We start from the raw sequence: 25,351 nt of genomic DNA on the forward strand, positions 1-25,351 counted from the left end.
CATGCAATCAACGGTGACTGATATGTCCGTGCAGGGAACCATCCTTGTCCTCGACGGGACTTCGACCAATCGCATAATGCTGAAGGTTCAGCTTACTGCGGCCTGGTATCACGTCGTTCAGGCGGAAAAGCTGCACGGTCTGGCCGGGCTGCTGCGGCGCACGCGCCCCGATCTGGTTCTGGTTGCGCAGACGTTGCCAGACGGCACAGCCGCTGACGTCAAAAAGTTGCTGATGGCAGATCCGGACCTGGCGGACGTACCGGTCGTCGCAATCGCACCGCAAAATGACAAGGCGGCCAGGTTGAAGGCGCTCGCCGATGGTTTGGATGATGTTCTGGCACATCCGTTTAAGGACACGTTGTTGTTGGCGCGGGTGCGCAGCCTGCTGCGATCTCGCGCTGAAACACAGGACCTGAAGCTCGGCAACGGATCACACCCGATAGGTTTCGCCGAGCCAGCCACAGCCCTGATTGCGGCACCAAAATCAGCCCGGGTGGCCATTCTGGCGCACACCTGCCGAACCGGAGCTTTGTGGAAAAAGGCATTGTCGGGTCGGTTACGCCACAGCCTTTCGACACATGTGTCTTCGAACATGCACGCACTTTTGTCTGGCCTGATTCCGGACGCGGTCGTAGTCGAAATCGGCAGAACCACCCCCGGTCTAAGCACGTTGGCCGATCTGAAATCACGCGGAACCACCCGGCACACAGTGTTGATCGCCGTTCTGGCGGAGGACGACGCCTCTTTGGCAACCGAAGCGCTGGATCGTGGAGCTGATGCCGTTTGCATGGGCGGGTTTTGTGCCGACGAGGTTCTGCTGCGATTGGAGAACCAAATCGCCCGAAAAGCCCGCACGGATCAGATGCGCGCCTCGCTGCGCCGCGGGATAGCAGAAAGTTGGGTCGACCCTTTGACCGGACTGCACAACCGCCGTTACGCAATGCGGGCAATAGATCAGATGGCCCGCCAGCCATCACAGCTTGGGCACGGTTTCGTCGTCATGCTGGCTGATCTGGACCACTTCAAAACCATCAACGACCGCTTTGGACATATTGGCGGTGACTTTGTATTGACCGAAGCTGCAAAACGCATGAAGCGCGCCCTTGGATCGGCAGGGTTTGTTGCACGGATTGGGGGCGAAGAGTTCATGATCGGCTTGCCCGACAGCTCTCCGGAAAAAGCAATTGAGCTGGCCAAGACACTGCGCGACTGCATCAGCGAGACGCCATTCACGCTGCCGGATGCGTCTGCCCCGGTCCCCGTCACCATCAGTATTGGGTTGACGGCGCCCAACCCACCTTTGCCCAGCAGTGAACCTTTAGAACGGGTTATCAAATCTGCCGATATAGCGCTTTATGCGGCAAAGAAGGCCGGGCGCAACCAAGTCAGAATCAGGCAGAACGCGGCCTGAGTCACTCAGTCCTTTTTCTTGTGCCCATGCGGGCCGCGTTTGACGACTTCTTCCAGTCGCTCCGCATAAATCAGGCGCTCTTCATCGCTCATGGCCACGACGCGCGATAACCATTCCGCTTGCAGGGCATCCTGAAGATCAGCCATGAATTGCGCTTGTTGATCCAACAATGCCTGAACCGCCGCCGGATCAAACGGGTCTGACCGCAAAGCCGAACTGAGCGCTGCAAAATCCTGAGACCGGGTTTTTGCACCCTTTTTATGGCGATCAAATAGCTCGCCCCGCATGGCTTTACGCTCGTCCTTCGGCAATGCACGATAGAGCGCTGACCCGAAGCCCGGCGGTGCCTTCGCGTGATCGCCCCCTTTGACCCGTAGCACAGTCCCCAGCGCAACACCGACGACCAGCAGGTTCAAAGCCAGCGAGATGACCAGCAGAACAGACATCCAGCGACTCTTGGGTTTGGGATTATCGCTCATTCCGCGTCCTCCAGAAAACTCGTATCCAGGCTCAGATCTGCGACCACAAAGCTGACATCCTGTGCGTAAATGTAATTGGCCGGGTCAGGAAGAAACCCCGGTGCGGAAAATCCGATCCAGACGCCGGCCATACTGGCGGCAACCAGACCGCCCATTCCCTGCCAGCCGCCGAGCCCGGCGAGCACACGTGTCCACAGCGGCTTCGCCTTCGGTTGATCAGGCTTCATGCGGTCCAGCCGAACGGCTTCCGCATCCGTCAGAATGCGCACGGTTAGGTCATCCGGCAGTTCCGGGCGGTTCTCCCGGGCTTGGGCGAACAACAGATCCAGATTGTCTTTGTCTTCAGTCATCGTCGTACCCCAGTTCATCGCGCCGTCCGGCCAAAATCGCGGTCAGAGACCTTTTTCCACGCGCAGTCAGACTTTCCACCGCTTCCACGGAAATGCCCATGATTCCCGCGATTTCCGGGTTAGGCAATTCTTCTATATGCCGCAAAACAACGGCTTGTCTCTGACGCTCGGGCAGTTGCGACAGCGCTGTTTGCAGCGCGTCCTTGCGGGCGGCGTCCTGCAATCGCTCAGCCGCGCTCGCCTCTTCATCTTCGGGCTCGGGCACGTCAGCCAACCTGTCCGGTGTCTTTTTTCGGCGCAGATCAACACACAGATTCAATGTCACGCGGTAGAGCCATGTCGACACTTTCGCCTGGCCCGGCTCCCACTTGGGTGCCATCTGCCACAGGCGCATCATCGCCTCTTGCGTGACGTCTTCCGCCTCGGCCCGATTGCCCAGAAACCGCAGCGCCACTGATAAACTGCGTGGCGCAAGGCGATCCGTGAGCACCCGCGCTGCAGCGGCGTCCCCATCGGCAAACCGCTTCAGCAGCGCATCGTCGCCGGACTCGTCCGCGGCGCATGGCGCGCCGCGAACGTCCTGTGGTATAGAGGTCAGATCCTCCATCCCGCATCAGCTGTCGTCAGAGTTCGCCTTGCCACCTTTCCTGTGGCGCTTGCCCATTTTTTCTTTTGCATCGGCAAATTCCTGTTCCGAGATCGCGCCGTCGTTGTTCGCGTCCATTCGGTCAAACATCTTGCCAGCACGGCGTGGTTTGGGCAACTCGTCCTCGCTCAGAGATCCGTCCTTGTTGGCGTCATGGCGTTCAAACATCTTCGCGACACGGTCATTGACCTTTTTCTGGCCTGCGGCCTGCATCTCTTCGAGGCTCAACTGACCATCGCCATCGGCGTCGGCATCGGTGAAACGCTGATTCCGGTGAAGCTGCATTTCTTCCTGTGTCACCTGACCGTCGCCGTTGGCGTCCAACTCCTGAAAGGTCACAGGTTCGCGGTCTTTCGGGCCAGCGGCCAAAACGGATGTGCCGGTAATTGCCATCGCTGAGACAACAATTGCCGGAATGAACTTGACGCTTTTCATAACGTTTTTCCCTTGTTTTCGCGGCGTCATTGCCGCTGCTTACATAGGTTCAAACGGAACAGGCCACACATTCCGTCGCGGGAAAGGAAACTTTTTTGAAACCCCCACGGCGATGCAAAGCGACGCACCCCCTTTCCCGGTTGATCAAACAAGCGTTATACACTCATCATTGGAAGGCACGAGATCACAATGACAGACCAGACGATCGATACCACAAACGTGGATGAGCGCCCGACATGGCCTGCGTTGGCCAAAGGGTTCCGCTGCCGTTGCCCGAAATGCGGCGAGGGCAAGCTGCTGCACAACTATCTCAAGGTTAATGACGAATGCTCCAACTGCGGACAGGAACTGTTCCACCATCGCGCCGATGACGGACCAGCCTACCTGACCATTCTGCTGGTGGGTCACCTGCTGGCACCGGCGCTGCATGTATCCTATGTGCATTGGCGGCCCGAGCCACTGACGATGTTCCTGATCTTCGCCTTTGGCTGCACGGCCTTATCGCTGTTCCTGCTGCCGCGTTTGAAGGGCGTTGTTGTCGCCTATCAATGGGCGCGCCGCATGCACGGCTTTGACGATTCTAAGTGATCCGGGCCTGCGAATGACAGTCGACAAAACGGCAATACGACACGCGGCGACCGTTATCGTTCTGCGCGACCGCCTGACCAAGCCAACCATTTTGATGGGGCAGCGCGGTGCAAAGGCTGCCTTCATGCCCAACAAATTTGTCTTTCCCGGTGGCGCTGTCGACGCTGCCGATGGAGACGTACGGCTTGCCACCGACCTCACGCCCTTGTGCCATGAGCGTCTTGCCGAACGTTCCGAGACAGGGTTGCAGAATGCGCTTGCTGCTGCTGCAATCAGGGAGCTTTGGGAAGAAACCGGGCTGATCCTGGGCCAACCTGAAAACTGGGTTGGGCCACTTGCTCATGATTGGGCCGCCTTCGCGAAAATGGGATATCGCCCGTCCGCGCAAGCGCTTCAGTTCGTGTTTCGTGCGGTCACTCCACCGGGCCGGCCACGCCGTTTCGACGCGCGCTTTTTTTTGGTCGACGCTGGAGCGATCCAAGGCGATCTAGACGATTTCAGCCACGCTTCGGACGAGTTGTCCCACCTGCAATGGGTCCCGCTGGATCGGGCGCGTGAATTCGACCTGCCCTTCATTACCGAGGTTGTCCTGGCCGAGATCGCAGCGCGGGTCACCGACCCGACACCACCGGATTCCGTGCCGTTCTTTCTGAATAACGAAGAAGAAAGCCTGTTCCTCAAACTTCGCGGCTATCCCATGCCCGAAGCGGACTGAGGGCCTATGGCCCTCAGATACATCTATTTCATTCGACTGATTACAGTTGTCACTTCTGGCTTCTTGCCAATCTCGGCTTTCGCCGTCTGGCGAACGATCCGGCGCATAGCCTCTTCCAGCTTGTCATCATCGCGCAACGTTTTGGCGTCGGCCCGCATGAGGAACTGGTTCAAGTCCTCTTCCAGAACCTCAATCAACGCGGCACGGGACGATCCCAATTCGGGCAGCCCCATCGTATCGCACCACGGCTCGCCCAGTGGTTCGTCCTCTTCGTCCAAAATGACCGTAACTGTCACGTGCCCGTTCAGCGCCATGCGAATCCGGTCGCGCACAACGCCGTCCAAAGCACCGATCTTGACGGTCCCGTCCAGATAGGTCCGCCCGGTCTCGATATAATCGACAACTTGCGGCGCGTTGCCGGACAGGTCGACCATCGTGCCGTTCACCGCCAAAATGCCCGTGCGGCCGCCGGCTTCGGCCAGTTTGGCATGTTCACGCAGATGACGGTGTTCTCCGTGCATCGGGATAACCATCTGCGGGTCGATCAGCGCATGCACTTTCTCAAGATCGGGACGGTTGGCGTGGCCGGATACGTGATACAGCCCTGAGCTGTCATCCACCACATCGACGCCCTTTTCGCTGAGCTGGTTCATGATGAAAATCACGCCCCGCTCATTGCCGGGGATGGTCTTGGATGAGAAGAGGAACAGGTCGCCCTCTTTCAATTCCAGTCCGCGATACTTGCCCCTTGCAAGTTGCGCGCTGGCGGCGCGTCGTTCACCCTGACTGCCGGTCACGATCAGCATCAGGTTCTGGCGCGGCAGATCGACGGCCTCTTCGGCGCTGACGACACGAGGAAAGCCGGTCAGAATACCTGTTTCCGTTGCGGCCTCGATCATCCGGCGCATCGCTCGGCCCAGCAAAACGACCGAGCGCCCCGCCCTTTCGCCGGCTTCCGCCAGCGTTTTCACCCGCGCAACATTGGACGCAAATGTGGTCGCCACGACCATGCCGCTGGCCTCTTGGACCAATTTTGTGACCTCGGGGCCTACTTCTGATTCCGAACGGCCAGCATGAGGCGAGAACACGTTGGTGCTGTCGCACACCAGCGCCTTGACACCGGGCTTGGCGACCTCGGCCCAGAGATCCGGATCAAACGGTTCGCCCACAACAGGGTTTTCGTCCAGCTTGAAGTCGCCGGAATGCACGATCCGCCCCTCAGGGGTGTCGATCACCAGTGCTGCGCTTTCCGGGATCGAGTGAGAGACGGGCAAAAAACCAACCTTAAACGGGCCTACGTCAATCTGTTCCGGCCACGCGGATACGGTCCGCACAGCGTCCTCAGGGTGGCCATATTCTTCCATCTTGCGACGGGCGATGTTCGCTGTGAAGGCACGTGCGTAAACCGGTGCCCCCAAAGCGTCATAACAATGGGCCACGGCACCCACATGGTCCTCATGCGCGTGTGTCACGAACACAGCATCCAAGCGGTCCGCACGTTCCTGCAACCAAGAAATGTCAGCGTAGATCAGGTCAACGCCCGGCGTCGTATCCATATCGGGGAACGTGACGCCCAGATCGACAAGGATCAGCCTCTCCTGCCCCGGCTTACCATAGCCATAGACGTAGGCGTTCATGCCAATTTCGCCGGCACCGCCCAGCGGCAGGTAGATCAGTCTTTCACTGCTCATATCGAGCCATTGTCCTTGTTATAGCGATGAATCACGGTCAGCCCGTGCATCGTCAGATCATCTTCGATTGCGTCGAACCCCACGTCGGCCTGATCGAACAGAGGCGCGAGCCCACCGGTTCCAACGACTTTCATCGGCATTCCGTACTCCGCCTTGATCCGGGAAATCAGTCCCTCGATCAATCCGGAATAGCCCCAATACACGCCGGACTGGATGCAGCCAACCGTATTCGTGCCAATCACTTTTTCGGGACGAGTGATATCGATATGCGGCAGAGCTGCGGCCCCCTGGTGCAGCGCCTCGAGGCTGAGGTTCACACCGGGGGCAATAATCCCGCCAACATAGGCCCCGTCTGCCGCGACCACGTCAAAGTTTGTTGCCGTTCCGAAATCGACCACGACAACATTGCCGCCGTGGCGATCAAACGCGGCTGCCGCGTTGGCAAGGCGATCCGGCCCGGGCACAGTTCCTTCGTCAACGCGCGGGTTCATCGGCAACAAGCACTCTGGCTTGCCAACGACCAGCGGGCGGCACCCAAAGAACCGGTCCGCAAAGACCCGCAGGTTGAAAACAACACGCGGGACGGTCGAGGCAATGATCACATCAGTGATTTCCGCTTCGATCCCGTAGTGTTTCACCAGCGTCGAGTACCACGTGAAATAGGCATCCGCCGTGCGCGCATGGTGGGTCGAGGTGCGCAGGGTGCACAGGAACCTCTCGCCATCCCAGATCGAGAAAACGGTGTTTGTGTTACCGCAGTCGATAGCCAGAAGCATCTGAGCCTCCTTTAGAAAAACACATCCGCCGCAGGAATGCTGACGCGGCCTTTGGCGGTGTTTAGGACAAGGTTGCCCCCTGCGTCCACCGTTTCAAAGGTCCCAACCGTTTCCGACGCTGCGGTACGGGCGGTAATCACCTCTCCCAGCTTAGCGGCGCGGGCCAACCACGCCGTACGGATCGGTTCAAATCCGTAGGTCGTGAACTGGATCTCGTATCCGGCGTAGGCGGCGGCAAGTTCGGTCAGGAAATCCTCGGGCGTCACATTGGCACCGGTCTCGGACAGCAGCGACACCGGGCGAACTGCGCCGGGTTCCACCACATCCGCTCCGGGCGCTTCGGAAAGGTTCACACCGATACCGATGGACAGATGCGAAACGCCGCGCCCCTGCCCGGTGCTTTCCAACAAGATTCCGGCCAGTTTGCCACCGTTCAGCAAAACGTCATTGGGCCATTTGAGCGACAGCCCAGCCGCCCGCCCCGTGACTGCCACGCAGGCGTCAAACAAAGCCAGAGCCGCCACGAAGCTGCGTAGCGCGGCTTGTTCCGGGTTACCCTGCGGACGCATCAACAAAGTCGCGGCCAGATTGCCCTTCGGGTTTGCCCAGGCGCGACCACGCCGACCGCGCGCAGCGGTCTGGTGATGCGCCATGATCCACACCGAGCCTGCCGTGGTTGGCGCGATGCGTGCCGCTTCGTTTAAAGTGCTGTCTACTTCCTGCAGAACGTGCAGGCCGTATCCCTGTGGCCAGTCTGTCATGTCAAAAAGGCTCGGTCCGTGGACCGAGCCCCTCTCGTTGAGAAGTTACGTGTATCAGTTGACAAGTGTCGCCGCCGCAGCTGCCGCCGCGCCTTCGATACCAAACTGATAGAACACACCGACCAGCATCAAGGCGGCCGAGCCCATCAGGGCGACCCACAGAACTGGCGAGGAATGCGTCTCGATCGGATCTTCGTTCTCGGCCCCGAAATACATGTAGAACACGATCCGCAGGTAATAGAATGCACCGATCACCGAGGCGATGGCCGACACGATCACCAACCCGGTCAGCCCGGCATCGACACCGGCCTGCCAGACTCCGAACTTGGCGAAGAACCCCAGCATCGGCGGCACACCCGCAAGGCTGAACATCAGGATCAGTACTGCAAGCGCTTTGCCCGGCTCACGCTTCGAGTACTGGCGCAGAGCATCGATATCTGTCACCGGTTTGCCGTCACGCTCCATCATCAGGATGAACGCGAAAGTACCGATATTCATCGTCACATAGATGGCCAGATACATCAGCATCGCCTTGATGCCCGTCTCGGTGCCTGCCGCCAGACCGATCAGCGCATAGCCCATATGGGCAATCGACGAGAACGCCATCAGTCGCTTGATGTCACGCTGACCAATCGCAGCAACCGCGCCCAGCAGCATCGACAGAACTGACAGCAGCACGATGACCTGCTGCCAATCCTTGATGATACCGCCAAAGGCATCGTGCATCAGGCGCGCAAACAGCGCCATCGCGGCGACTTTCGGCGCGGTGGCGAAGAAAGCGGTGATCGGCGTCGGCGCACCTTCGTAGACATCCGGCGTCCACATGTGGAACGGCACGGCGGATACCTTGAACGCAAGCCCTGAGATCAGGAAGATCAGGCCGAACAACAGGCCAACCGAGACGTCTCCGTGATGGACAGTTTGGATAATACCCGAGAACAGCGTGGTGCCGGTAAAGCCATAGACCAGCGACGCGCCGTACAGCAGAAGCCCCGAGCTGAGCGCGCCCAGCACGAAATACTTCAGGCCAGCCTCGGTCGACTTGGCGCTGTCCCTACGTAGCGCGGCAACGACGTACAGCGACAGGGACTGCAGTTCGAGCCCCATGTAAAGCGACATCAGATCGCCCGCGCTGACCATCATCATCATGCCGACAGCGGCCAATGCGACCAGCAAAGGGAATTCGAACCGCAGCAGGTTGCGACGCGCCATATACTCCTGGCTCATCACCAGAACGGCTGCGGCCGACAGCAGCACCGCCACTTTCGAGAACCTTGCGAACCCGTCGTCCACGAACATGCCGTTGAACGCCACGCGGGTGCCGTCGCTGTTGGTTGCAATCCAGATCGCCAGCAACGCCATCAGGCCCGCTGTTGTCCAGACCAGCAATGGTGCCAGCCCGTCTTTCGTCGTGTAGACAGCCCCGATCAGCGCCGCCATCGCATACACGGCCAGAACGATTTCCGGCAGGATTATTGTCAGATCAGCCTGGATCATGTCTCCAAAGCCCCCTTAATGCGAAGCGGCCGACTGGGTCGCAGCCTCAGCCGCGGCCAGAGCCATGTCATAGTTCGAAATCAGCGCGGCGGTTGAATTGCCGATCACATCGGTCACCAGCGACGGATAGACACCCAGCAGGATGGTCATCACGATGAGCGGTGCAAAGATCAGCCGCTCGCGCGAGCTCATGTCGGTCATCGCCTTGAGGCTTTCCTTGATCAGATCGCCAAACACCACGCGGCGGTACAGCCACAGCGCATAAGCGGCCGAGAAGATCACACCGGTCGCGGCCACAGCCGTCACCCAAGTGTTGACCTGGAAGGTCCCCATCAGCGTCAGGAATTCTCCGATAAAGCCTGAGGTGCCCGGCAGGCCCACATTGGCCATTGTGAACAGCATGAAGACCAGCGCATAGGCGGGCATCCGGATCACCAGTCCGCCATAAGCCTCGATCTCACGAGTGTGCATCCGGTCATAGATAACGCCCACACAGAGGAAGAGCGCGGCCGAGATGAACCCGTGGCTGAGCATCTGGAAGATGGCTCCGTCGATCCCCTGCTGGTTCGCAGCAAAAATGCCCATGGTCACGAACCCCATATGCGCGACCGAGGAGTATGCGATCAGCTTTTTCATATCCTCCTGCACCAGCGCAACAAGCGAGGTGTAGACCACAGCAATTGCCGACATCCACAGCACCAGATCGGTCATCACCGCTGATCCGACCGGGAACATCGGCAAGCTGAAACGAAGAAAACCGTAGCCACCCATTTTCAGAAGGATTGCTGCCAGCACGACCGATCCGGCCGTCGGCGCCTGAACGTGGGCATCCGGCAACCAGGTGTGTACCGGCCACATCGGCATCTTCACCGCGAAGGATGCAAAGAAAGCCAGGAACATCAACGTCTGCAACCCACCGACGACATAGATGCCCAAGACACTGAACCCCTCGGAGGAGAAATGGTGGCTCATCAGCGCTTCGATATCAGTGGTACCTGCATCCGAGTACATTGCCACCATTGCTACCAGCATCAGCACCGAACCGAGGAAGGTGTAAAGGAAGAACTTGAAGCTGGCATAGATGCGATCCTTGCCGCCCCAGATGCCGATGATCAGGAACATCGGGATCAGGCCCGCTTCGAAAAACAGGTAGAACAGCACCAGATCCAGCGCCATGAACACACCTAGCATCAGCGTTTCCAGCAGCAGGAAGGCGATCATGTATTCCTTGACGCGGTCGGTGACCTGCCAGCTGGCCAGAATGGTCAGCGGCATGATGAAGGTGGTCAGCAACACGAACAGAACGCTGATCCCGTCGACACCCATCTTGTATTTCAGGCCCATCAACCACTCACCTTCTTCCACCATCTGGAAGCCGGTATTGGATGGATCAAAGCCCGTATAGATGCCGATCGAAACCAGGAATGTCACCGTGGTAGCCACCAGCGCGACCCATTTTGCGTTTCGCTGCGCGGCCACATCATCGCCATGCAGGAACAGGGCCAGAATGCCTGCTGCCACTGCGGGGATGAAGGTGACGATGGAGAGGATATTATCCATTATTGTGCGCCTCCGCCGATCGACATCCAGGTGACCAGGGCGGCGATGCCCAGAACCATCCAGAAGGCGTAAGTAAAGATGTAGCCCGTCTGCGCCTTGCCTGCGAGGCGGGTGAAGAAGGGTACAACGCCCATGGCGACACCGTTCAGGAAGCCGTCGATAGTGTTGCCATCGCCGCGTTTCCACAGGAATCGGCCAAGCGCCACCGTGGGCTTGACGATGATCGCGTCATAGATCTCGTCAAAGTACCATTTGTTAAGCAGGAACAGGTAAAGGGGACGCTGGTTCTGTGCCAGACGCGCTGGCAGCGTGGTGTTCACAATGTAGAACCAATACGCCACAACAAAGCCCAGCAGCATCGCGACAAACGGAGAAACCTTGACCCACTTCGGAGCAGCATGTGCGTCGTCCAGAATATGGTTGTCCGGCGCAATAAAGATCGCACCCTCACCCGGCTGACCGGCAAAGACATAGTGGTGATCGCCACCTTTCGCGGCCTTATCGCCCTGCGCGCCCTCTTCGGCGTGGCCTGCATCGGCGTGGCTATCGTCCGCATGGCCCTCATCCGTGTGGGCAATGTCCTCACTGTGCGCGTCAGCCGTTCCGTGATCACCGGCTTCGGCGTGTTCTGACGCCTCGGCGACGGGAATGCCATAGAACTTGCCGACCTTGTCCGCATGGCCGAAGAAGTTGCCGTACCAGATCATTCCGGCGAAGACAGCTCCCAAGGACAGCACGCCAAGCGGGACCAGCATGGTCATCGTGCTTTCATGCGCGTGGTCATGGGTGTGCTTGTCACCGCGCGGCTCGCCGTAGAACGTGAGGAAGATCAGGCGCCAGCTGTAGAACGAGGTGAACGCAGCCGCGATCACCAGCATCCAGAAGCCATAGCTGGAACCGCTCGCATAGGCGCTTTCGATGATGGCGTCTTTGGACAGGAACCCGGCAAAACCAATCGTCGTCAGCGGAATGCCCACGCCGGTAATAGCCAGCGTTCCGATCATCATGGCCCAGAAGGTATACGGGATCTTTTTCCGCAACCCGCCGTACTCGGTCATCTCCTGCTCATGGTGCATGGCATGGATCACCGAACCCGCGCCAAGGAACAAAAGCGCCTTGAAGAACGCGTGCGTGAACAGGTGGAACATCGCCGCCGAGTACATGCCAACCCCAGCCGCCACAAACATGTAGCCAAGCTGCGAACAGGTCGAATACGCAATGACGCGCTTGATATCAGTTTGCACCAGACCCACGGTCGCGGCAAAGAACGCGGTCGAGGCCCCCAGCACGGTGATGAACCCGGTCGCACCCGGCGCGAACTCCATCAGCGGCGACATGCGGCAGACCAGGAAGACACCTGCAGTCACCATAGTCGCAGCGTGGATCAGAGCGGACACAGGTGTCGGGCCTTCCATCGCGTCCGGCAACCATGTGTGCAGGATCAGCTGGGCCGACTTACCCATCGCGCCAATGAACAGAAGCACACAGATGACTTCGATGGCGTTCCACTCACCCCAAAGGAAATTCAGCTGCGTCTCGGCCAAAGTCGGCGCCGAGGCGAAAACGTCCGAGAAGTTGATGCTGTCGGTCAGGAAGAACAGCGCGAATATTCCCAGCGCAAAGCCAAAGTCACCCACGCGGTTTACAACGAACGCTTTGATCGCCGCAGCGTTCGCGGACGGTTTGCGATAGTAGAATCCGATCAGCAGGTAGGATGCGACGCCCACGCCTTCCCAGCCAAAGAACATCTGCACGAGGTTGTCTGCCGTCACCAGCGCCAGCATCGCGAAGGTAAAGAAGGACAGGTAGGCAAAGAACCGTGGCTTATAGCTTTCGCCTTCGCGCCATTGTGGATCGTGGTCCATGTAGCCGAAGGAATAGAGGTGCACGAAGGCCGAAACCGTTGTCACCACAATCAGCATGATCGCGGTCAGCCGGTCCAGTCGGATCGCCCATTCGGTCGACAGCGAGCCGCTTTCAATGAACCGCAGAACGGGCACCGAGTAGGAGCCACCGGGGTAAGCCGACGGATCAAAGCTAAAAAAGACGATCCAGCTGAGCAGACAGGCCAGAAACAGCAGACCTGTCGCGGTCCACATGGCGGCTTTCTCGCCAATGAACCGCCAGCCGAAACCGCAGATCAGCGCGCCCACCAGCGGGGCAAAGAGGATGGTGGTTTCCATGTTCTCTTACCCCTTCATCATATTGACGTCTTCAACCGCGATGGTGCCGCGGTTGCGGAAGAAGCAGACCAGAATGGCCAGACCAATCGCCGCCTCGGCCGCCGCAACGGTCAGCACGAACAGCGTAAAGACCTGCCCGACCAGATCGCCGAGGAAGCTGGAAAACGCCACGAGGTTGATATTCACCGCCAGCAGCATCAGTTCGATGCTCATCAGCAGAATGATGACGTTCTTGCGGTTCAGAAAGAGACCGAAGATGCCGATGACGAACAGCGTCGCCGCGACCGTAAGATAGTGTTCAAGTCCGATCATAGCTTCGCTCCTGGCGAGTCGGGGTAGTAGAGTTTGCAGCCGCAGGTGTAGTCGATGCGCTTGTGGTCTTTGGTTCGGGCAAAGAAATCTCTGACTTCTTTGGTGAACGTGTACCGGTTGACGGTCGCAATCTCTTCAACGTTGGAAACCGTTGTTTCGGGTGTCAGTCCAATTGCACCAAGCGGTTTTTGAATGAGCTCAATGGAACTCGGTGTATAGCCCGCGATTTCCGAAGCGTAGTGCAACCCTTCCACGACGACGCCTGTTCCGTCAGAGCAGTTCATGAAGAAAAGGCTTTCATCTGGGCTGCAACCTTCACCTCCGTGGATACGTTGCCCGATACGTCCATTGCCAATATCGACCACTGGCTTGCCACCAAAGATTGCGAATTGCCCTCTACCGCCATTCCTAAAACTGCAATCAGGCAGAACCTTTTTGACCTTGAAGCCTTCGTTTTGCGGCGCACTTTCACAGGCTGTTGCGCCTGTCGAAAGCGAAGCAAGGCAGCCTACTACAGCAACAATTTTAGAAAACTTGTGCTTCACAACCCCTGCCCCGGCTTCACGTCCTTCAACTCCATCGCCTTGGCCGGGTCGCGCATCATCTGGCCGACGATGTCCTGACGCTTGATGTCCTGGCGGTGGCGCAGGGTCAGCACAATGGCGCCGATCATGGCCACCAGCAGGATCAGGCCCGCCAGTTGGAACAGAAGGAAGTATTGATCATAAAGGATGACGCCAAGCGCCTCGGTGTTGTGACGGTCTGTCGGAACCGGCTGGGCCAGATTGGCCGCAGCACCCTGCGCGCTGTCCCAGGCGCCAAAGGCCATGACGAACTGCATCAGGATCACCAGACCGATCAGCAGGGCCAGCGGCATATAGCGCGCCATCTCGGCCTTGAGCTCGGCAAAATCCACGTCCAGCATCATTACTACGAAGAGGAACAGAACCGCGACCGCGCCGACGTAGACGATAATAAGCAGCATCGCCACGAACTCGGCCCCCAGCAAAACGAACAGCCCCGCTGCCGACAGGAATGACAGGATCAGCCAAAGCACCGAGTGCACCGGCTGGCGACTGATCACTGTGAATAGCCCGCCGGTGATGGCGCTGATGGCAAACAGATAGAAGGCAAAGACGGTCATTGATCCTCATCCTCGTTGTCGCCCATGACCTCTTGCGCCAGATCCAGCGCGCGGGTCATGGCCGGGATGCCGGCAAAGACCGACATCTGACCGATCGTTTCCACGATCTCTTGTTTCTTGGCGCCGGCTTCCAGCGCATGACGCACGGTCTGGCGCACCGCTGAGTCCGCCTGCGCGCCCTGACAGGTCAGCCCGGCCAATGTCAGCAACAGCCGGGTCTTGGCGTCTAGCCCGTCCTTGTTGACGGTATTGCCGAACATCATTTCCATGACCTCTTTCGGCATGGTCGGCCACAGCGCCTCGAACCCCTTGGGCGAGAAGTTCTCCATCGCCGGGTTCATCGCCTTGGCCATGTCCTGAGCCTGTTTCATCATCAGCTCGAACGGATTTGTCGGGCTGTCATTCATCGGTACGGCGCGTCCATTTCCAGATTGCGGGCGATCTCGGCTTCCCAGCGTTCGCCGTTGTCGAGCAATTTTTGCTTGTCATAGAACAGCTCTTCGCGGGTCTCGGTGGCGAATTCGAAGTTCGGACCTTCGACGATGGCATCAACCGGGCAGGCTTCCTGACAGAAGCCGCAATAGATGCACTTGGTCATATCGATGTCGTACCGCGTGGTGCGGCGGCTGCCGTCTTCGCGTGGTTCGGCGTCGATGGTGATCGCCTGCGCCGGGCAGACCGCCTCGCACAGTTTGCAGGCGATGCAGCGTTCTTCACCGTTCGGATAGCGGCGCAGTGCGTGTTCACCCCGGAAACGGGGCGAAAGAGGGCCCTTTTCGTGCGGATAGTTCACGGTGGCCTTTGGAGCAAAGAAATACTTCAGGCCCAGCTTCATGCCGACCCAGAAGTCTTGCAGCAGAAAGTACTTGGCCGCGCGGGTGTAGTCGATTTGGGTCATGGAGAAGTAACCTTCTGATCGTATCGGGTTTCTCCGGCATTGGAGTATTCACGCCAGTCCGTTTCATAGTCGCTTTGCAGGATCGTATCCTTGAGAGCGGCGTCTGGTGTGCGTTCGATCTCATAATACAAGTATACTGGCCCATCGGGGATGTGGTCGCCCAATTCCATTCGACGTTCCTCGCTCGCAGGATCTAACAGGTCGATGGCCTGCTGATGCAAATTGCGGCTTTGCCGAATGGCCTGGCATTGGATTACATTGCAGCCGGCGTTGCGGTGCCAGAACGTGTACACCAACTCGGGATTGAACTGATACATTCCATGCCCCGGCCAACCGTTCAGTCCATTCACCGAAACAAACCTTCCGCCCGGCTTGAGCATGTGAAACACATTCTGAAACGCAACCGGTACATTGAAAACATGTTCAAGTGTCCCGCCGTCGAAGATGAAATCAAACTGCCCTTCCAGCTCTTTAGGAATTGGCCGGTTCAAATCATGCAGGATCTGCGCGCCTTCATAGTCGGAAAAGTCCAGGGTTTCGATTTCGCCAAACCCCAAATGGCGAAAAAACGTTTCGCTGAAGCCGTCCGGCTGTTCGAGGTCGTCAAGCTGAAGATGGTCCAGACCCGCTTCGCCCAGCTTTTGAAGGTAGACCCGCGGCGGGCGCGGGCGTCGGAAATCCTGACGCCCCAGCATGAGAGTCCGGGACACAGGCTTAAACTGCGTCGAGAAATCGACGAGTTTGGAGAAGACTGTATAATCGATACCCAACTACTCAGCCCCCTGTACCCCAGCGGGCAAACGCGCCCCAGAACCAGTCGAATTTCGCCGCAAAAGCTACAAACACGACCCAGACCAGCGAGAACGGCAGAAAGACTTTCCAGCCCAGCCGCATCAGCTGGTCATAGCGGTAGCGGGGCGTGATCGCCTTGACCATCGCGAAGAGGAAGAAGAAGAACGCCATCTTGGCGACCATCCACAGCACGCCGTCCGGCAGCCCAGGGATCGGCGACAGCCAGCCACCAAAGAACAGCAGCGAAGTCAGCGCGCACATCAGGAAGATTGCAATGTACTCGCCTGCCATGAACAGCAGGAAGGGCGTGGCCGAGTATTCCACCTGATAACCGGCGACCAGTTCCGATTCCGCCTCGGGCAAGTCGAACGGCGGGCGGTTGGTTTCTGCCAGTGCCGAGATGAAGAACAGGAAGACCATCGGGAAGTGCGGCAGCCAATACCAGCTGAAGAACCCGAAAGTGCCATCTTGTGCGCGGACGATGTCTCCGAAATTCATCGAACCGGTCGAGATGATAATGCCGATGATGATCAGGCCGATGGAGACTTCGTAGGAAATCATCTGCGCGGCAGAGCGCAGCGAGCCTAGGAACGGGTACTTTGAGTTTGACGCCCAACCGCCCATAATCACGCCATAAACCTCCAGCGAGGATACGGCGAAGACATAGAGGATGGCGACGTTGATATCCGACAGGACCCAGCCATCATTGAACGGGATTACCGCCCAGGCGATCATGGCCAGAACGAAGGACGTAAGCGGCGCAAGGATAAAGACGGTGCGATCGGCCCCGGCAGGGATGACCACCTCTTTAACCACATATTTCAGCGCGTCAGCCACCGATTGCAGCAAGCCATAAACGCCCACCACGTTGGGGCCGCGGCGCATCTGAACCGCTGCCCAGATCTTTCGGTCGCCATAAACGAGGAACAACAGCGAGATCATCACAAACGCAACTACAGCGAGCACTTGCGCCAGAATGATGATGGCTATTCCGCCTGGGGTGTTAAAGAAATCAGCCATTGGTCCTCACACCGTGGGTATTCCGTTTACCGCGAGCGAAGCTGAGGCCATGTGCCTGCGCAAACTGCGGCTGGGTCGGCACGCAGGTGTAAACAGCATCTGCCGCCCACACGCCACCCTTTTCATTGAGTCTCATGCGCATTTCCTTGTCACCCGCGCTGCGGATTGCAGCACCGGTTTCAAACAGCGATATGAAACGGGTCTGGTTCATTCGGCCGCGATCTTTCCGTTATTTCGGGCCTGAGCCTGAGCGGAAAGTTCGGCCATCAGTTGCGATGCCCGTGCAATCGGGTTGGTCAGATAGAAATCCTTGATCGCGTTACGGAACGTGGCCGTGCCCAGCGGGGCCGCTTCCAAAGATTGCGCCTCGTTCTCGATCACTTCGTCGATACGGGCCAGATGTGGCAAGGCTTCGACTAACGCGGTGCGAAGTTGCGCCAGCGAGTCAAAAGGCAACGTGGCGTCCAGTTCGGCGGACAGCGCCCGCAGAATGGCCCAGTTCTCTTTCGCCTCACCCGGAGCGAAACCGGCACGCATGGCCAATTGCGGGCGGCCTTCGGTGTTGACGAACAGGCCGTTTTCCTCGGTGTAGGCAGCGCCCGGCAGGATCACGTCGGCGCGATGCGCGCCCCTGTCACCATGGCTGCCTTGATAGATCACAAGGGCACCGTCGCCGATTTCGACCTCATCCGCACCGAGGTTATAGATCACGTCCGCTGTGCTGACCGCATCCATGCCGCCTTCGTTGGTGGCATCCACATCCATGGCACCCACACGCGACGCCGCGGTGTGCAGGATCAAAAGCCCGCTTTCGGTACTGGTTGCAATGGCTTGCGCGGCGGCCAGAACAGCTGCGCCGTCGGCCTCTTGCAGTGCGCCCTGCCCGACAATAACCAGTGAGGCTTTGCCCTTGATCTCATCATCGCCTCCCATATCGACAACCTTTTGCAAGGCTGCACGATCGTCGCCGACGTGGTGATAGTCATAAGTCAGATCGACAAGAGGGCCGACCAGAGCCACCTCAGCCCCATGCGCCCAAGCCTTGCGGATGCGCGCATTCAGAACCGGTGCCTCATCCCGCGGATTTGTGCCGATCAGCAAAATACGTTCCGCCGTGTCGATATCCTCAATCGCGGCTGTCCCGGCATAGGCCCCACGGTTGCCGGACGGCAACTTCGCCCCGTCGGTTCGGCATTCTACAACACCGCCCTGCCCCTCAATCATCTGTTTCAGCGCGAAAACAGCTTCGACCGGGGCCAAATCACCCACGATTCCGGCAGGTTTCTCAGCCCCTTTCAGAGCTTCCGCCGCCTTCGTCAGCGCCTCTGGCCAGCTCGCGGGGCGCAATTTACCGTTCTCGCGCACATAGGGCTTGTCCAAACGCTGACGACGCAGACCATCCCAAACGAACCGGGTTTTGTCGCTGATCCACTCTTCGTTCACGCCGTCATGGTTGCGCGGCAGGAAGCGCATCACCTCGCGCCCCTTAGTGTCCACACGGATGTTCGAGCCAAGAGCGTCCATGACATCGATGCTCTCAGTCTTGGTCAGCTCCCAAGGCCGCGCGGTAAAGGCGTACGGCTTAGAGGTCAGTGCCCCAACCGGGCACAGGTCAATGATGTTGCCTTGCAGGTTCGAATCCAGCGTCTGGTTCAGATACGACGTGATCTCGGCATCCTCGCCACGCCCCGTCTGGCCCATCTGGGTGATCCCGGCCACCTCGGTGGTGAACCGTACACACCGGGTGCAACTGATGCAGCGCGTCATCGCAGTGCCAACCAGCGGGCCCAGATCCAGATCATCCACCGCACGCTTTGCTTCCTTGAAGCGCGAGCCCGACAGCCCATAGGCCATCGCCTGATCCTGCAGGTCGCACTCGCCACCCTGATCGCAGATCGGGCAGTCCAGCGGGTGGTTGATGAGCAGAAACTCCATCACGCCTTCACGCGCCTTTTTGACCATGGGCGAGTTTGTCTTGACCTCGGGTGCCTGACCTTCCGGCCCCGGACGCAAGTCGCGCACCTGCATCGCGCAGGAGGCCGCCGGTTTCGGCGGGCCGCCCACAACCTCGACCAGACACATCCGGCAGTTCCCGGCAATCGACAGACGTTCGTGATAGCAGAAGCGCGGCACCTCGACCCCGGCCTCCTCACAAGCCTGGATCAGCGTCATCGCACCATCGACTTCGATTTCCTGCCCGTCGATATTCACTTTGCGGAGGTCAGACATGGTCTAGTTCGCCCTCAAATACACGCCGATGGCGCTGTTTCTTTCGATTTCCGCCTGCCCAAGCGTGCAGAAGGAACTGGGGTTGTCGTAGGACACACCGTGCTGGGCCAGATAAGCCTCGCCCTTGGCGCGCATCCGGTTCTTTTCGGCATCCGATTCCACGTAGGCCCGGATTTCGCTGTCCGAGTACCCCAGATTGTTTGCTGTGGACTTCAGCCCCCACATCACTCCGATCGCCTTCAGTCGACGCCCGCTGATCGACGGGCAGTATTCCGAAATCTCGTTTGCAATCGCGATGTAATAAAGCTCGTCGTCAATCTCCTTGACTTCGCGCAAGGGCGACTTTGCTTCCGCAACGGCCGGAAGCGCAAGCACCAACAGCAGAGCGAGCAGTTTCAAACCAGACATGACAAATCCTTTCGTCTTGGAACCTCCAAAACGATCTGCGCTCGGGGCGCTATTCAATAACATCCCCGATGCCGCTGGTTGATATGCAAAAAACCGCTTCATGGTCGCTGGCAGGTTCCGGCAAAGGTCATTTTATCGTCGGCGATGCGCAGATTTTGCGGTTCGGTCTCGGGCCCGACTTTCCAGTCGATTTTCGAAGTGCCGAAGGCTGCGATACAGAACTTGGTGCCCTCATAGCGCCCAGCTTCGCGCGCGCCATCCAACGAAGCCGACACCCCGTTCACAACCACGGTGAAATCCGCAGGCGCTTTTTTCTTATCAACGGCTTTCGCTTTGGCCCGGAATGGCTTGCCGTCAAAGAGAATTCGGTCGTCGGAGGGCGACACGATTCCACAGGCTGAGACGATCGTCAGCACGCCCAACGCGCCGGCCAATGCCGCGCGTCCTATCCAGAAACTTCTTCCTGCCAACGAAGGGATACCTTTCTTATTCATCAAAATGCCGCCACCAAAGCCATGACGCCCATCAGGACCATGCAGGCCCATCCGATGACGTAAAACACGGATCGCAAACCGCTATGAGGTTTTCCGATTCCACGCATGTGAATAACCAACATGACGATGCGCGCAACCAGGGCCAGCGAGGCAAGCAGGTTCACCCAGAACGGGCTGGCACCCAACAGGATGGCCGCGACTGTGACGGTCAGATAGGCGGGTAGCGTTTCGGTTCCGTTCAGATAGGCCCGGTTCAGTCGATAGGCCTTGTCCGAATAATCCTGATCCGGCGTAGCGCCTGGAGCCAATCCTTTTCCAGCCTTGGCCAGTGCTGAAAACGGCGACAAAAACAGGATGATCACCGTAAAGATCACGAGGGACGCGATGGCGTGTGAATACTCCGCAAAAGTCTCCATGACATTACTCCTTCACCAGAACGCGGCGTGAGATTGGCTCGATGTTACGCACTCCAATCACTCCGCCGCCATTGCTCCCATGCGCCCCGATTTTTGCGCTTTGATACGGTCCTCAATCTCTTCCCGGAAGTTGCGGATCAGGCCCTGGATCGGCCAGGCGGCCGCATCTCCCAAAGCACAGATCGTGTGGCCTTCGACCTGCTTGGTCACGTCAAACAGCATGTCGATCTCTTCCAGTTCGGCCTCGCCCCTTACCAGTCGATCCATCACGCGCATCATCCAGCCCGTGCCTTCACGGCAGGGCGTGCACTGACCGCAGCTTTCATGCTTGTAGAATTTCGACAGACGCCAGATCGCTTTGATGATGTCGGTGGACTTGTCCATCACGATCACCGCCGCTGTTCCAAGCCCCGACCCCAAGTCGTTGCGAAGGTGGTCGAAGTCCATGATCGCGTCGCGCATGTCCTCTCCGCGCACACAAGGCACCGATGAACCACCGGGGATCACCGCCAGCAGGTTATCCCAACCGCCGCGAATACCGCCGCAATGGGTTTCGATCAGCTGCTCGAACGGGATAGACATCGCCTCTTCGACCACACACGGGTTGTTTACGTGGCCCGAGATGGCAAACAGTTTGGTGCCCGCGTTGTTCTGACGGCCAAAGCCTGCAAACCAGTCCGCCCCGCGACGCAGGATCGTCGGCACAACGGCGATGGATTCCACATTGTTCACAGTCGTGGGACAGCCGTAAAGCCCCGCCCCAGCCGGGAACGGAGGTTTCATGCGCGGCATGCCCTTTTTGCCCTCAAGGCTTTCGATCAGGGCGGTTTCCTCACCGCAGATATAGGCCCCGGCCCCGTGATGCAGGAACAGATCGAAATCCCAGCCCGATCCGGCAGCGTTCTTGCCCAGCAAGCCCGCGTCATAAGCCTCATCAATTGCCGCCTGCAGCGCCTCACGTTCGCGGATGTACTCGCCACGCAGGTAGATGTAGCAGGTATGCGCATTCATCGCGAAAGACGCGATCAAACAGCCTTCGATCAACGTATGCGGATCATGACGCATTATCTCACGGTCTTTACAGGTTCCCGGCTCGGATTCGTCTGCGTTTACGACCAGATAGGCCGGACGCCCATCGCTTTCCTTGGGCATGAACGACCATTTCAGACCGGTTGGGAAACCCGCACCACCGCGTCCGCGAAGGCCCGAGTCCTTCATCGTCTGGATGATCCAGTCGCGCCCGTTCCCGATCAGGCCAGCGGTGCCGTCCCAATGCCCGCGGGACTGCGCGCCTTTCAAACTGCGCTCATGCATCCCGTAGATGTTGGTAAAGATCCTGTCCTGATCCTTCAGCATCGTGTCTAACCTTCAGCTGTCCTGACGCATGCGCCAGAGTTGAAAAATGTTCACGCCCGCATAGATAAACCCCGCCAGAGCGGCGAAATCAAACAGCAGCGCATAGCGCCCCGGCAATCCTAGCGCGGGGCCGATGAACAGCGACATGGCAAGCCACAGCAGCATGGTCACGGCGATGACCACCCCGATATGTCGGCCCTTGCGGGCTATGGCCTGTTCTTTTTCCTTGTCCATCTCACCTTGATACCCCGGATGGGCACCGCAATATTAGTCTTCGTAAGTACCGTCTTCCTTGGCACGTTTGGCGAACTCGGTTTCCTCACCCGCCGCTAGTTTACCAGCCTGTTCGATCCAGCCATCGCGTTCGATCCGCCCCTTGAACTTCAGACGGGCATCAACCCAGGCCACCTGTTCCGGTGTCCATTTCGCGATCTGGTCGTAGTGGTAAAAGCCCAGTTCGTTCAGCGTCTCTTCCAGCTTCGGCCCAACACCTTTCAGCAGCTTGAGGTCATCCGGCTGGCCGCCCCGAGCCTCGCTTAGCGTTTCGGGTTGTTCTTCCTTAGCCTTTGCCTCCTCCGCCTGTTTTACGGCGGGTTTCGCGGGTTGAGGGGCTTTTGGCGGGTTCGGGGCCGCCTTGGACGCCGCTGCCTTGCCATCTTGGCCGAGCCAAGGCGTCAGGATCGGCACTTCGGTGCCGTCGATGCGCTTGACCGTATCGCCCAAATCGGTCGCCAGTTCGACACTAGCGTTATACTGAGGCTTACCGGCTTCATATTCGTTCAGGCTGCTGAGCCCCTTCAATGGCTCTGCCGCGTAACGCCCGTTCTGCGGGCCCGGAACCGGCACTTTTCCCGCCACCAGATCGTCGATGATCTTACCAAAACTCTCGGCGGTCAGGTCCTCGTAGTAATCCTTGCCGATCTGCGCCATCGGCGCATTGGTGCAGGAGCCAAGGCATTCGACCTCTTCCCAGCTCAGTTTGCCGTCGGCTGACAGCGCATGCGGCTTGGCCGCGATCTTTTCCTTGCAGACCGCAATCAGATCCTCGGCCCCGCAGATCATGCACGACGTCGTGCCGCAGACCTGAATATGCGCAACTGAACCAACCGGTTGCAGTTGGAACATGAAGTAGAACGACGCAACCTCGAGCACGCGGATATAGGCCATGCCCAGCATGTCGGCGACGGATTCAATCGCCGGACGGCTCAGCCAGCCCTCCTGTTCCTGTGCACGCCACAGCAGCGGGATGACCGCACTGGCCTGACGCCCTTCGGGATATTTCGTAATCTGCGCTTCGGCCCACTGCTGATTTGCAGCGGTGAAGGCAAAGTTCTCGGGTTGTTCGGGGTGCAGACGGCGCAGCATTAGCAGGCATCTCCAATCACGATAATATAGGGATCTTCTTGATGCGCACGGCCGTCAGCGATCAGCCGGTCTATCAGGACCGGAGTTTCGGTCTCGGTGAAACCAGCAGGCCGTAGTTTGATCTCGGCCTCCTCTTCCCCCATGCGGCACCCGTTTAGGCGAACGAACTCATACAACGCATCTACACGACCCTCGGCATCCTCCGCCGCCAGACCATGTGCGCCACAAATCGCCGGAGCAATCTCAAAAACCGAGCCATCCAAGCCAGCCAGCCCTTGTTCGGCCCAGCCATTGATCACAGCGCTGACATCCTCTGGAGTCAATCCTCGCGAAGAGAACGCGTTTTCGGCATTCGCTGTATGTAGTCGACAACCGCTTTCACGCATCACCTCCAATACCTTAGCAGTGGGGTGCTGCGCGGCGGCAACGCCCGCCGCGTTGAAGGCAGCAGCAATACTCAGGATCAGAACGGCCTTGGTCACCGGTCAATCTCCCCGAACACAACATCCATCGTCCCGATAATCGCGGCGACGTCGGCCAGTTGGTGGCCCCTAGCGACATGATCCATGGCTTGCAGATGCAAATAACCCGGGGCACGCAGTTTGGCCCGGTAAGGTTTGTTGGTGCCGTCGGCGACCAGATAGACGCCGAATTCGCCCTTGGGGGCCTCGACGGCGGCATAGACCTCGCCCGCAGGGACGTGGAAGCCTTCGGTGTACAGCTTGAAGTGATGGATCAGACTTTCCATCGAGGTCTTCATGTCCGAGCGTTTCGGCGGGGTGATCTTGCCACGGGCCAGAACGTCACCGGGGCATTCACGGATTTTGGAAATGGCCTGACGGATGATCAGCAGCGACTGGCGCATCTCTTCCATGCGGACGAGATAGCGATCATAGCAGTCGCCATTCTTGCCTACGGGGATCTGGAATTCGAACTCGTCATAGCATTCATAGGGCTGCGCGCGACGCAGGTCCCATGCCAGACCCGATCCACGCACCATCACGCCCGAGAAGCCGTATTTCTGGATGTCATCCTCGGTCACCACGCCAATATCGGCGTTGCGTTGTTTGAAGATGCGGTTTTCGGTCAGCAGACCGTCGATATCATCCAGAACGGCTGGGAATTCATGGCTCCATGCCTCGATATCGTCCAGCAGTTCCGGCGGCAGGTCCTGATGCACACCCCCGGGGCGGAAATAAGCGGCGTGCAGGCGCGCACCACAGGCACGCTCGTAAAACACCATCAGCTTTTCGCGTTCCTCGAACCCCCACAGAGGCGGGGTCAGCGCGCCCACGTCCATCGCCTGCGTGGTCACGTTCAGCAGGTGGTTCAGGATGCGCCCGATCTCGGAATACAGAACCCGGATCAGTGAGCCCCGGCGCGGCACCTCGACACCGGTCAACTTTTCGATGGCCAGACACCAGGCATGTTCCTGGTTCATCGGCGCCACATAGTCGAGACGGTCGAAATACGGCAGGTTTTGCAGATACGTCCGGCTTTCCATCAGCTTTTCGGTGCCACGGTGCAGCAGACCAATATGCGGATCGCAGCGTTCGACGATCTCGCCGTCCAGCTCAAGCACCAGACGCAGAACCCCATGCGCCGCAGGGTGTTGCGGGCCGAAGTTAATGTTGAAATTGCGGATCTTCTGTTCTCCGCTCAGCGCGTCCGTGCTGCCGTCATCGTATCTTGAGCCGTCCATCAACGCCCCCGTTTCTTTTTCGCTTCGGCCCGAACCCGGACCTTTTCCGCCTCAGCCGCCTTTGCCGCGGCCCCTGCCAGCAGCACCCCCAGCGCGCCCAAAACGATCAATTCGCCTATCATG

31 protein-coding genes are annotated in these 25,351 nt (G+C 58.7%); 3 read left to right on the forward strand and 28 right to left on the reverse strand.

The window, feature by feature from the left end:
- Positions 1-22 precede the first annotated feature (22 nt).
- Positions 23-1,411 carry a diguanylate cyclase gene (locus tag ACR0AA_RS03205; RefSeq protein WP_480662767.1) on the forward strand — a complete coding sequence of 463 codons (1,389 nt, stop codon included), beginning with the start codon at positions 23-25 and terminating at the stop codon, positions 1,409-1,411.
- A 5-nt stretch (positions 1,412-1,416) separates the two neighbouring features.
- Here the strand turns inward: ACR0AA_RS03205 and ACR0AA_RS03210 are convergent, their stop codons facing one another.
- From ACR0AA_RS03210 to ACR0AA_RS03225, 4 genes are read right to left on the reverse strand one after another with little or no spacing between them, the layout of a single operon-like run.
- A complete protein-coding gene (locus ACR0AA_RS03210; RefSeq protein WP_480662765.1) occupies positions 1,417-1,890 on the reverse strand; it encodes a periplasmic heavy metal sensor in 474 nt (157 codons plus the stop codon).
- The gene (locus ACR0AA_RS03215; RefSeq protein ID WP_480662763.1) at positions 1,887-2,240 is read right to left on the reverse strand and encodes a hypothetical protein; all 354 of its coding nucleotides are present in this window, start codon (positions 2,238-2,240) and stop codon (positions 1,887-1,889) included. The genes ACR0AA_RS03210 and ACR0AA_RS03215 overlap by 4 nt, the downstream gene beginning before the upstream one ends.
- Complete coding sequence (locus ACR0AA_RS03220) at positions 2,233-2,847, reverse strand: RNA polymerase sigma factor (RefSeq protein ID WP_480755436.1); 615 nt, start codon at positions 2,845-2,847, stop codon at positions 2,233-2,235. Before ACR0AA_RS03220 ends, ACR0AA_RS03215 begins: the two co-directional genes overlap by 8 nt.
- A 6-nt stretch (positions 2,848-2,853) precedes the next feature.
- Positions 2,854-3,321, reverse strand: a complete 468-nt coding sequence (locus ACR0AA_RS03225) for an EF-hand domain-containing protein (RefSeq protein ID WP_480662760.1) — start codon at positions 3,319-3,321, stop codon at positions 2,854-2,856.
- 189 nt (positions 3,322-3,510) lie between these two features.
- Between ACR0AA_RS03225 and ACR0AA_RS03230 the strand changes: the two genes are divergently transcribed.
- Together ACR0AA_RS03230 and ACR0AA_RS03235 are read left to right on the forward strand one after the other, a co-directional pair.
- A complete protein-coding gene (locus tag ACR0AA_RS03230; protein WP_480662759.1) occupies positions 3,511-3,909 on the forward strand; it encodes a DUF983 domain-containing protein in 399 nt (132 codons plus the stop codon).
- Between the two features lie 13 nt (positions 3,910-3,922).
- Entirely contained in the window at positions 3,923-4,624 is a 702-nt protein-coding gene (locus ACR0AA_RS03235) for an NUDIX hydrolase (RefSeq protein WP_480755437.1), read from the forward strand.
- 23 nt (positions 4,625-4,647) lie between these two features.
- Here the strand turns inward: ACR0AA_RS03235 and ACR0AA_RS03240 are convergent, their stop codons facing one another.
- The 24 genes from ACR0AA_RS03240 to ACR0AA_RS03355 all read right to left on the reverse strand — a co-directional run bounded on the left by ACR0AA_RS03240 (position 4,648) and on the right by ACR0AA_RS03355 (position 25,350).
- Positions 4,648-6,315, reverse strand: coding sequence for a ribonuclease J (locus ACR0AA_RS03240; RefSeq protein WP_480755438.1), 1,668 nt, complete (start codon positions 6,313-6,315; stop codon positions 4,648-4,650).
- Complete coding sequence (locus tag ACR0AA_RS03245; RefSeq protein WP_480662754.1) at positions 6,312-7,091, reverse strand: type III pantothenate kinase; 780 nt, start codon at positions 7,089-7,091, stop codon at positions 6,312-6,314. Before ACR0AA_RS03245 ends, ACR0AA_RS03240 begins: the two co-directional genes overlap by 4 nt.
- 11 nt (positions 7,092-7,102) lie before the next feature.
- The gene (locus ACR0AA_RS03250; RefSeq protein ID WP_480662752.1) at positions 7,103-7,852 is read right to left on the reverse strand and encodes a biotin--[acetyl-CoA-carboxylase] ligase; all 750 of its coding nucleotides are present in this window, start codon (positions 7,850-7,852) and stop codon (positions 7,103-7,105) included.
- 54 nt (positions 7,853-7,906) lie between these two features.
- Positions 7,907-9,349, reverse strand: coding sequence for an NADH-quinone oxidoreductase subunit NuoN (gene nuoN / locus ACR0AA_RS03255; RefSeq protein ID WP_480662750.1), 1,443 nt, complete (start codon positions 9,347-9,349; stop codon positions 7,907-7,909).
- A 15-nt stretch (positions 9,350-9,364) separates the two neighbouring features.
- On the reverse strand, positions 9,365-10,909 hold the full coding sequence (locus ACR0AA_RS03260; RefSeq protein WP_480662748.1) for an NADH-quinone oxidoreductase subunit M: 1,545 nt from the start codon (positions 10,907-10,909) through the stop codon (positions 9,365-9,367).
- The gene (gene nuoL, locus ACR0AA_RS03265) at positions 10,909-13,092 is read right to left on the reverse strand and encodes an NADH-quinone oxidoreductase subunit L (protein ID WP_480755439.1); all 2,184 of its coding nucleotides are present in this window, start codon (positions 13,090-13,092) and stop codon (positions 10,909-10,911) included. The genes ACR0AA_RS03260 and nuoL overlap by 1 nt, the downstream gene beginning before the upstream one ends.
- A 6-nt stretch (positions 13,093-13,098) precedes the next feature.
- Positions 13,099-13,404 carry an NADH-quinone oxidoreductase subunit NuoK gene (gene nuoK, locus ACR0AA_RS03270; RefSeq protein ID WP_005984024.1) on the reverse strand — a complete coding sequence of 102 codons (306 nt, stop codon included), beginning with the start codon at positions 13,402-13,404 and terminating at the stop codon, positions 13,099-13,101.
- Complete coding sequence (locus tag ACR0AA_RS03275; protein WP_480755440.1) at positions 13,401-13,949, reverse strand: hypothetical protein; 549 nt, start codon at positions 13,947-13,949, stop codon at positions 13,401-13,403. The genes nuoK and ACR0AA_RS03275 overlap by 4 nt, the downstream gene beginning before the upstream one ends.
- A complete protein-coding gene (locus ACR0AA_RS03280) occupies positions 13,946-14,548 on the reverse strand; it encodes an NADH-quinone oxidoreductase subunit J (protein ID WP_170713795.1) in 603 nt (200 codons plus the stop codon). Before ACR0AA_RS03280 ends, ACR0AA_RS03275 begins: the two co-directional genes overlap by 4 nt.
- Positions 14,545-14,955, reverse strand: a complete 411-nt coding sequence (locus ACR0AA_RS03285) for a carboxymuconolactone decarboxylase family protein (protein ID WP_239336956.1) — start codon at positions 14,953-14,955, stop codon at positions 14,545-14,547. The genes ACR0AA_RS03280 and ACR0AA_RS03285 overlap by 4 nt, the downstream gene beginning before the upstream one ends.
- Entirely contained in the window at positions 14,952-15,446 is a 495-nt protein-coding gene (gene nuoI, locus ACR0AA_RS03290; RefSeq protein ID WP_170395751.1) for an NADH-quinone oxidoreductase subunit NuoI, read from the reverse strand. The genes ACR0AA_RS03285 and nuoI overlap by 4 nt, the downstream gene beginning before the upstream one ends.
- On the reverse strand, positions 15,443-16,216 hold the full coding sequence (locus tag ACR0AA_RS03295; protein WP_480662743.1) for a methyltransferase domain-containing protein: 774 nt from the start codon (positions 16,214-16,216) through the stop codon (positions 15,443-15,445). Before ACR0AA_RS03295 ends, nuoI begins: the two co-directional genes overlap by 4 nt.
- Positions 16,217-16,220: 4 nt before the next feature.
- Entirely contained in the window at positions 16,221-17,258 is a 1,038-nt protein-coding gene (gene nuoH, locus ACR0AA_RS03300) for an NADH-quinone oxidoreductase subunit NuoH (RefSeq protein WP_480662741.1), read from the reverse strand.
- A complete protein-coding gene (locus ACR0AA_RS03305; RefSeq protein WP_480662739.1) occupies positions 17,251-17,469 on the reverse strand; it encodes a hypothetical protein in 219 nt (72 codons plus the stop codon). The genes nuoH and ACR0AA_RS03305 overlap by 8 nt, the downstream gene beginning before the upstream one ends.
- Positions 17,466-19,487, reverse strand: a complete 2,022-nt coding sequence (gene nuoG / locus ACR0AA_RS03310; protein ID WP_480755441.1) for an NADH-quinone oxidoreductase subunit NuoG — start codon at positions 19,485-19,487, stop codon at positions 17,466-17,468. Before nuoG ends, ACR0AA_RS03305 begins: the two co-directional genes overlap by 4 nt.
- Before the next feature lie 3 nt (positions 19,488-19,490).
- A complete protein-coding gene (locus ACR0AA_RS03315) occupies positions 19,491-19,895 on the reverse strand; it encodes a DUF5333 domain-containing protein (RefSeq protein WP_480755442.1) in 405 nt (134 codons plus the stop codon).
- 98 nt (positions 19,896-19,993) lie between these two features.
- Positions 19,994-20,389, reverse strand: coding sequence for a hypothetical protein (locus ACR0AA_RS03320; protein WP_480662733.1), 396 nt, complete (start codon positions 20,387-20,389; stop codon positions 19,994-19,996).
- Positions 20,389-20,805: an MAPEG family protein gene (locus ACR0AA_RS03325; RefSeq protein ID WP_480662732.1), complete on the reverse strand. Its 417-nt coding sequence runs from the start codon at positions 20,803-20,805 to the stop codon at positions 20,389-20,391. The genes ACR0AA_RS03320 and ACR0AA_RS03325 overlap by 1 nt, the downstream gene beginning before the upstream one ends.
- 57 nt (positions 20,806-20,862) lie before the next feature.
- Complete coding sequence (nuoF, locus tag ACR0AA_RS03330; protein ID WP_480662730.1) at positions 20,863-22,161, reverse strand: NADH-quinone oxidoreductase subunit NuoF; 1,299 nt, start codon at positions 22,159-22,161, stop codon at positions 20,863-20,865.
- A 12-nt stretch (positions 22,162-22,173) separates the two neighbouring features.
- Positions 22,174-22,395 carry a DUF5337 domain-containing protein gene (locus ACR0AA_RS03335; RefSeq protein WP_480662728.1) on the reverse strand — a complete coding sequence of 74 codons (222 nt, stop codon included), beginning with the start codon at positions 22,393-22,395 and terminating at the stop codon, positions 22,174-22,176.
- A 33-nt stretch (positions 22,396-22,428) separates the two neighbouring features.
- Positions 22,429-23,526, reverse strand: coding sequence for an NADH-quinone oxidoreductase subunit NuoE (gene nuoE / locus ACR0AA_RS03340; protein ID WP_480662726.1), 1,098 nt, complete (start codon positions 23,524-23,526; stop codon positions 22,429-22,431).
- Positions 23,526-24,008 (reverse strand): hypothetical protein, encoded by a 483-nt coding sequence (locus ACR0AA_RS03345; RefSeq protein ID WP_480662724.1) that lies wholly within the window; start codon positions 24,006-24,008, stop codon positions 23,526-23,528. The genes nuoE and ACR0AA_RS03345 overlap by 1 nt, the downstream gene beginning before the upstream one ends.
- Positions 24,005-25,228 (reverse strand): NADH-quinone oxidoreductase subunit D, encoded by a 1,224-nt coding sequence (locus ACR0AA_RS03350; RefSeq protein WP_480662722.1) that lies wholly within the window; start codon positions 25,226-25,228, stop codon positions 24,005-24,007. Before ACR0AA_RS03350 ends, ACR0AA_RS03345 begins: the two co-directional genes overlap by 4 nt.
- A complete protein-coding gene (locus tag ACR0AA_RS03355) occupies positions 25,228-25,350 on the reverse strand; it encodes a hypothetical protein (protein WP_480662721.1) in 123 nt (40 codons plus the stop codon). Before ACR0AA_RS03355 ends, ACR0AA_RS03350 begins: the two co-directional genes overlap by 1 nt.
- Between the last annotated feature and the right edge of the window lies 1 nt (position 25,351).

Source organism: Ruegeria sp. CE8 (assembly GCF_056537465.1).

Bases quoted from the DNA above. Each gene is read 5' to 3' on its own strand.
- ACR0AA_RS03225 (WP_480662760.1), bottom strand. From the start codon at position 3,321: ATGAAAAGCGTCAAGTTCATTCCGGCAATTGTTGTCTCAGCGATGGCA.
- ACR0AA_RS03205 (WP_480662767.1), top strand. From the start codon at position 23: ATGTCCGTGCAGGGAACCATCCTTGTCCTCGACGGGACTTCGACCAAT.
- ACR0AA_RS03245 (WP_480662754.1), bottom strand. From the start codon at position 7,091: ATGCTTCTGGCTATCGACTGCGGTAACACAAACACCGTTTTCTCGATC.
- ACR0AA_RS03285 (WP_239336956.1), bottom strand. From the start codon at position 14,955: ATGAATGACAGCCCGACAAATCCGTTCGAGCTGATGATGAAACAGGCT.
- nuoF (WP_480662730.1), bottom strand. From the start codon at position 22,161: ATGCTGAAGGATCAGGACAGGATCTTTACCAACATCTACGGGATGCAT.
- ACR0AA_RS03325 (WP_480662732.1), bottom strand. From the start codon at position 20,805: ATGGAGACTTTTGCGGAGTATTCACACGCCATCGCGTCCCTCGTGATC.
- ACR0AA_RS03230 (WP_480662759.1), top strand. From the start codon at position 3,511: ATGACAGACCAGACGATCGATACCACAAACGTGGATGAGCGCCCGACA.
- ACR0AA_RS03320 (WP_480662733.1), bottom strand. From the start codon at position 20,389: ATGAATAAGAAAGGTATCCCTTCGTTGGCAGGAAGAAGTTTCTGGATA.
- ACR0AA_RS03220 (WP_480755436.1), bottom strand. From the start codon at position 2,847: ATGGAGGATCTGACCTCTATACCACAGGACGTTCGCGGCGCGCCATGC.
- nuoG (WP_480755441.1), bottom strand. From the start codon at position 19,487: ATGTCTGACCTCCGCAAAGTGAATATCGACGGGCAGGAAATCGAAGTC.
- nuoL (WP_480755439.1), bottom strand. From the start codon at position 13,092: ATGGAAACCACCATCCTCTTTGCCCCGCTGGTGGGCGCGCTGATCTGC.
- ACR0AA_RS03210 (WP_480662765.1), bottom strand. From the start codon at position 1,890: ATGAGCGATAATCCCAAACCCAAGAGTCGCTGGATGTCTGTTCTGCTG.
- ACR0AA_RS03355 (WP_480662721.1), bottom strand. From the start codon at position 25,350: ATGATAGGCGAATTGATCGTTTTGGGCGCGCTGGGGGTGCTGCTGGCA.
- ACR0AA_RS03240 (WP_480755438.1), bottom strand. From the start codon at position 6,315: ATGAGCAGTGAAAGACTGATCTACCTGCCGCTGGGCGGTGCCGGCGAA.
- ACR0AA_RS03280 (WP_170713795.1), bottom strand. From the start codon at position 14,548: ATGACCGTCTTTGCCTTCTATCTGTTTGCCATCAGCGCCATCACCGGC.
- ACR0AA_RS03315 (WP_480755442.1), bottom strand. From the start codon at position 19,895: ATGTCTGGTTTGAAACTGCTCGCTCTGCTGTTGGTGCTTGCGCTTCCG.
- ACR0AA_RS03235 (WP_480755437.1), top strand. From the start codon at position 3,923: ATGACAGTCGACAAAACGGCAATACGACACGCGGCGACCGTTATCGTT.
- ACR0AA_RS03250 (WP_480662752.1), bottom strand. From the start codon at position 7,852: ATGACAGACTGGCCACAGGGATACGGCCTGCACGTTCTGCAGGAAGTA.
- ACR0AA_RS03335 (WP_480662728.1), bottom strand. From the start codon at position 22,395: ATGGACAAGGAAAAAGAACAGGCCATAGCCCGCAAGGGCCGACATATC.
- ACR0AA_RS03305 (WP_480662739.1), bottom strand. From the start codon at position 17,469: ATGAACCAGACCCGTTTCATATCGCTGTTTGAAACCGGTGCTGCAATC.
- nuoN (WP_480662750.1), bottom strand. From the start codon at position 9,349: ATGATCCAGGCTGATCTGACAATAATCCTGCCGGAAATCGTTCTGGCC.
- ACR0AA_RS03215 (WP_480662763.1), bottom strand. From the start codon at position 2,240: ATGACTGAAGACAAAGACAATCTGGATCTGTTGTTCGCCCAAGCCCGG.
- nuoI (WP_170395751.1), bottom strand. From the start codon at position 15,446: ATGACCCAAATCGACTACACCCGCGCGGCCAAGTACTTTCTGCTGCAA.
- ACR0AA_RS03350 (WP_480662722.1), bottom strand. From the start codon at position 25,228: ATGGACGGCTCAAGATACGATGACGGCAGCACGGACGCGCTGAGCGGA.
- nuoE (WP_480662726.1), bottom strand. From the start codon at position 23,526: ATGCTGCGCCGTCTGCACCCCGAACAACCCGAGAACTTTGCCTTCACC.
- ACR0AA_RS03260 (WP_480662748.1), bottom strand. From the start codon at position 10,909: ATGGATAATATCCTCTCCATCGTCACCTTCATCCCCGCAGTGGCAGCA.
- nuoH (WP_480662741.1), bottom strand. From the start codon at position 17,258: ATGGCTGATTTCTTTAACACCCCAGGCGGAATAGCCATCATCATTCTG.
- nuoK (WP_005984024.1), bottom strand. From the start codon at position 13,404: ATGATCGGACTTGAACACTATCTTACGGTCGCGGCGACGCTGTTCGTC.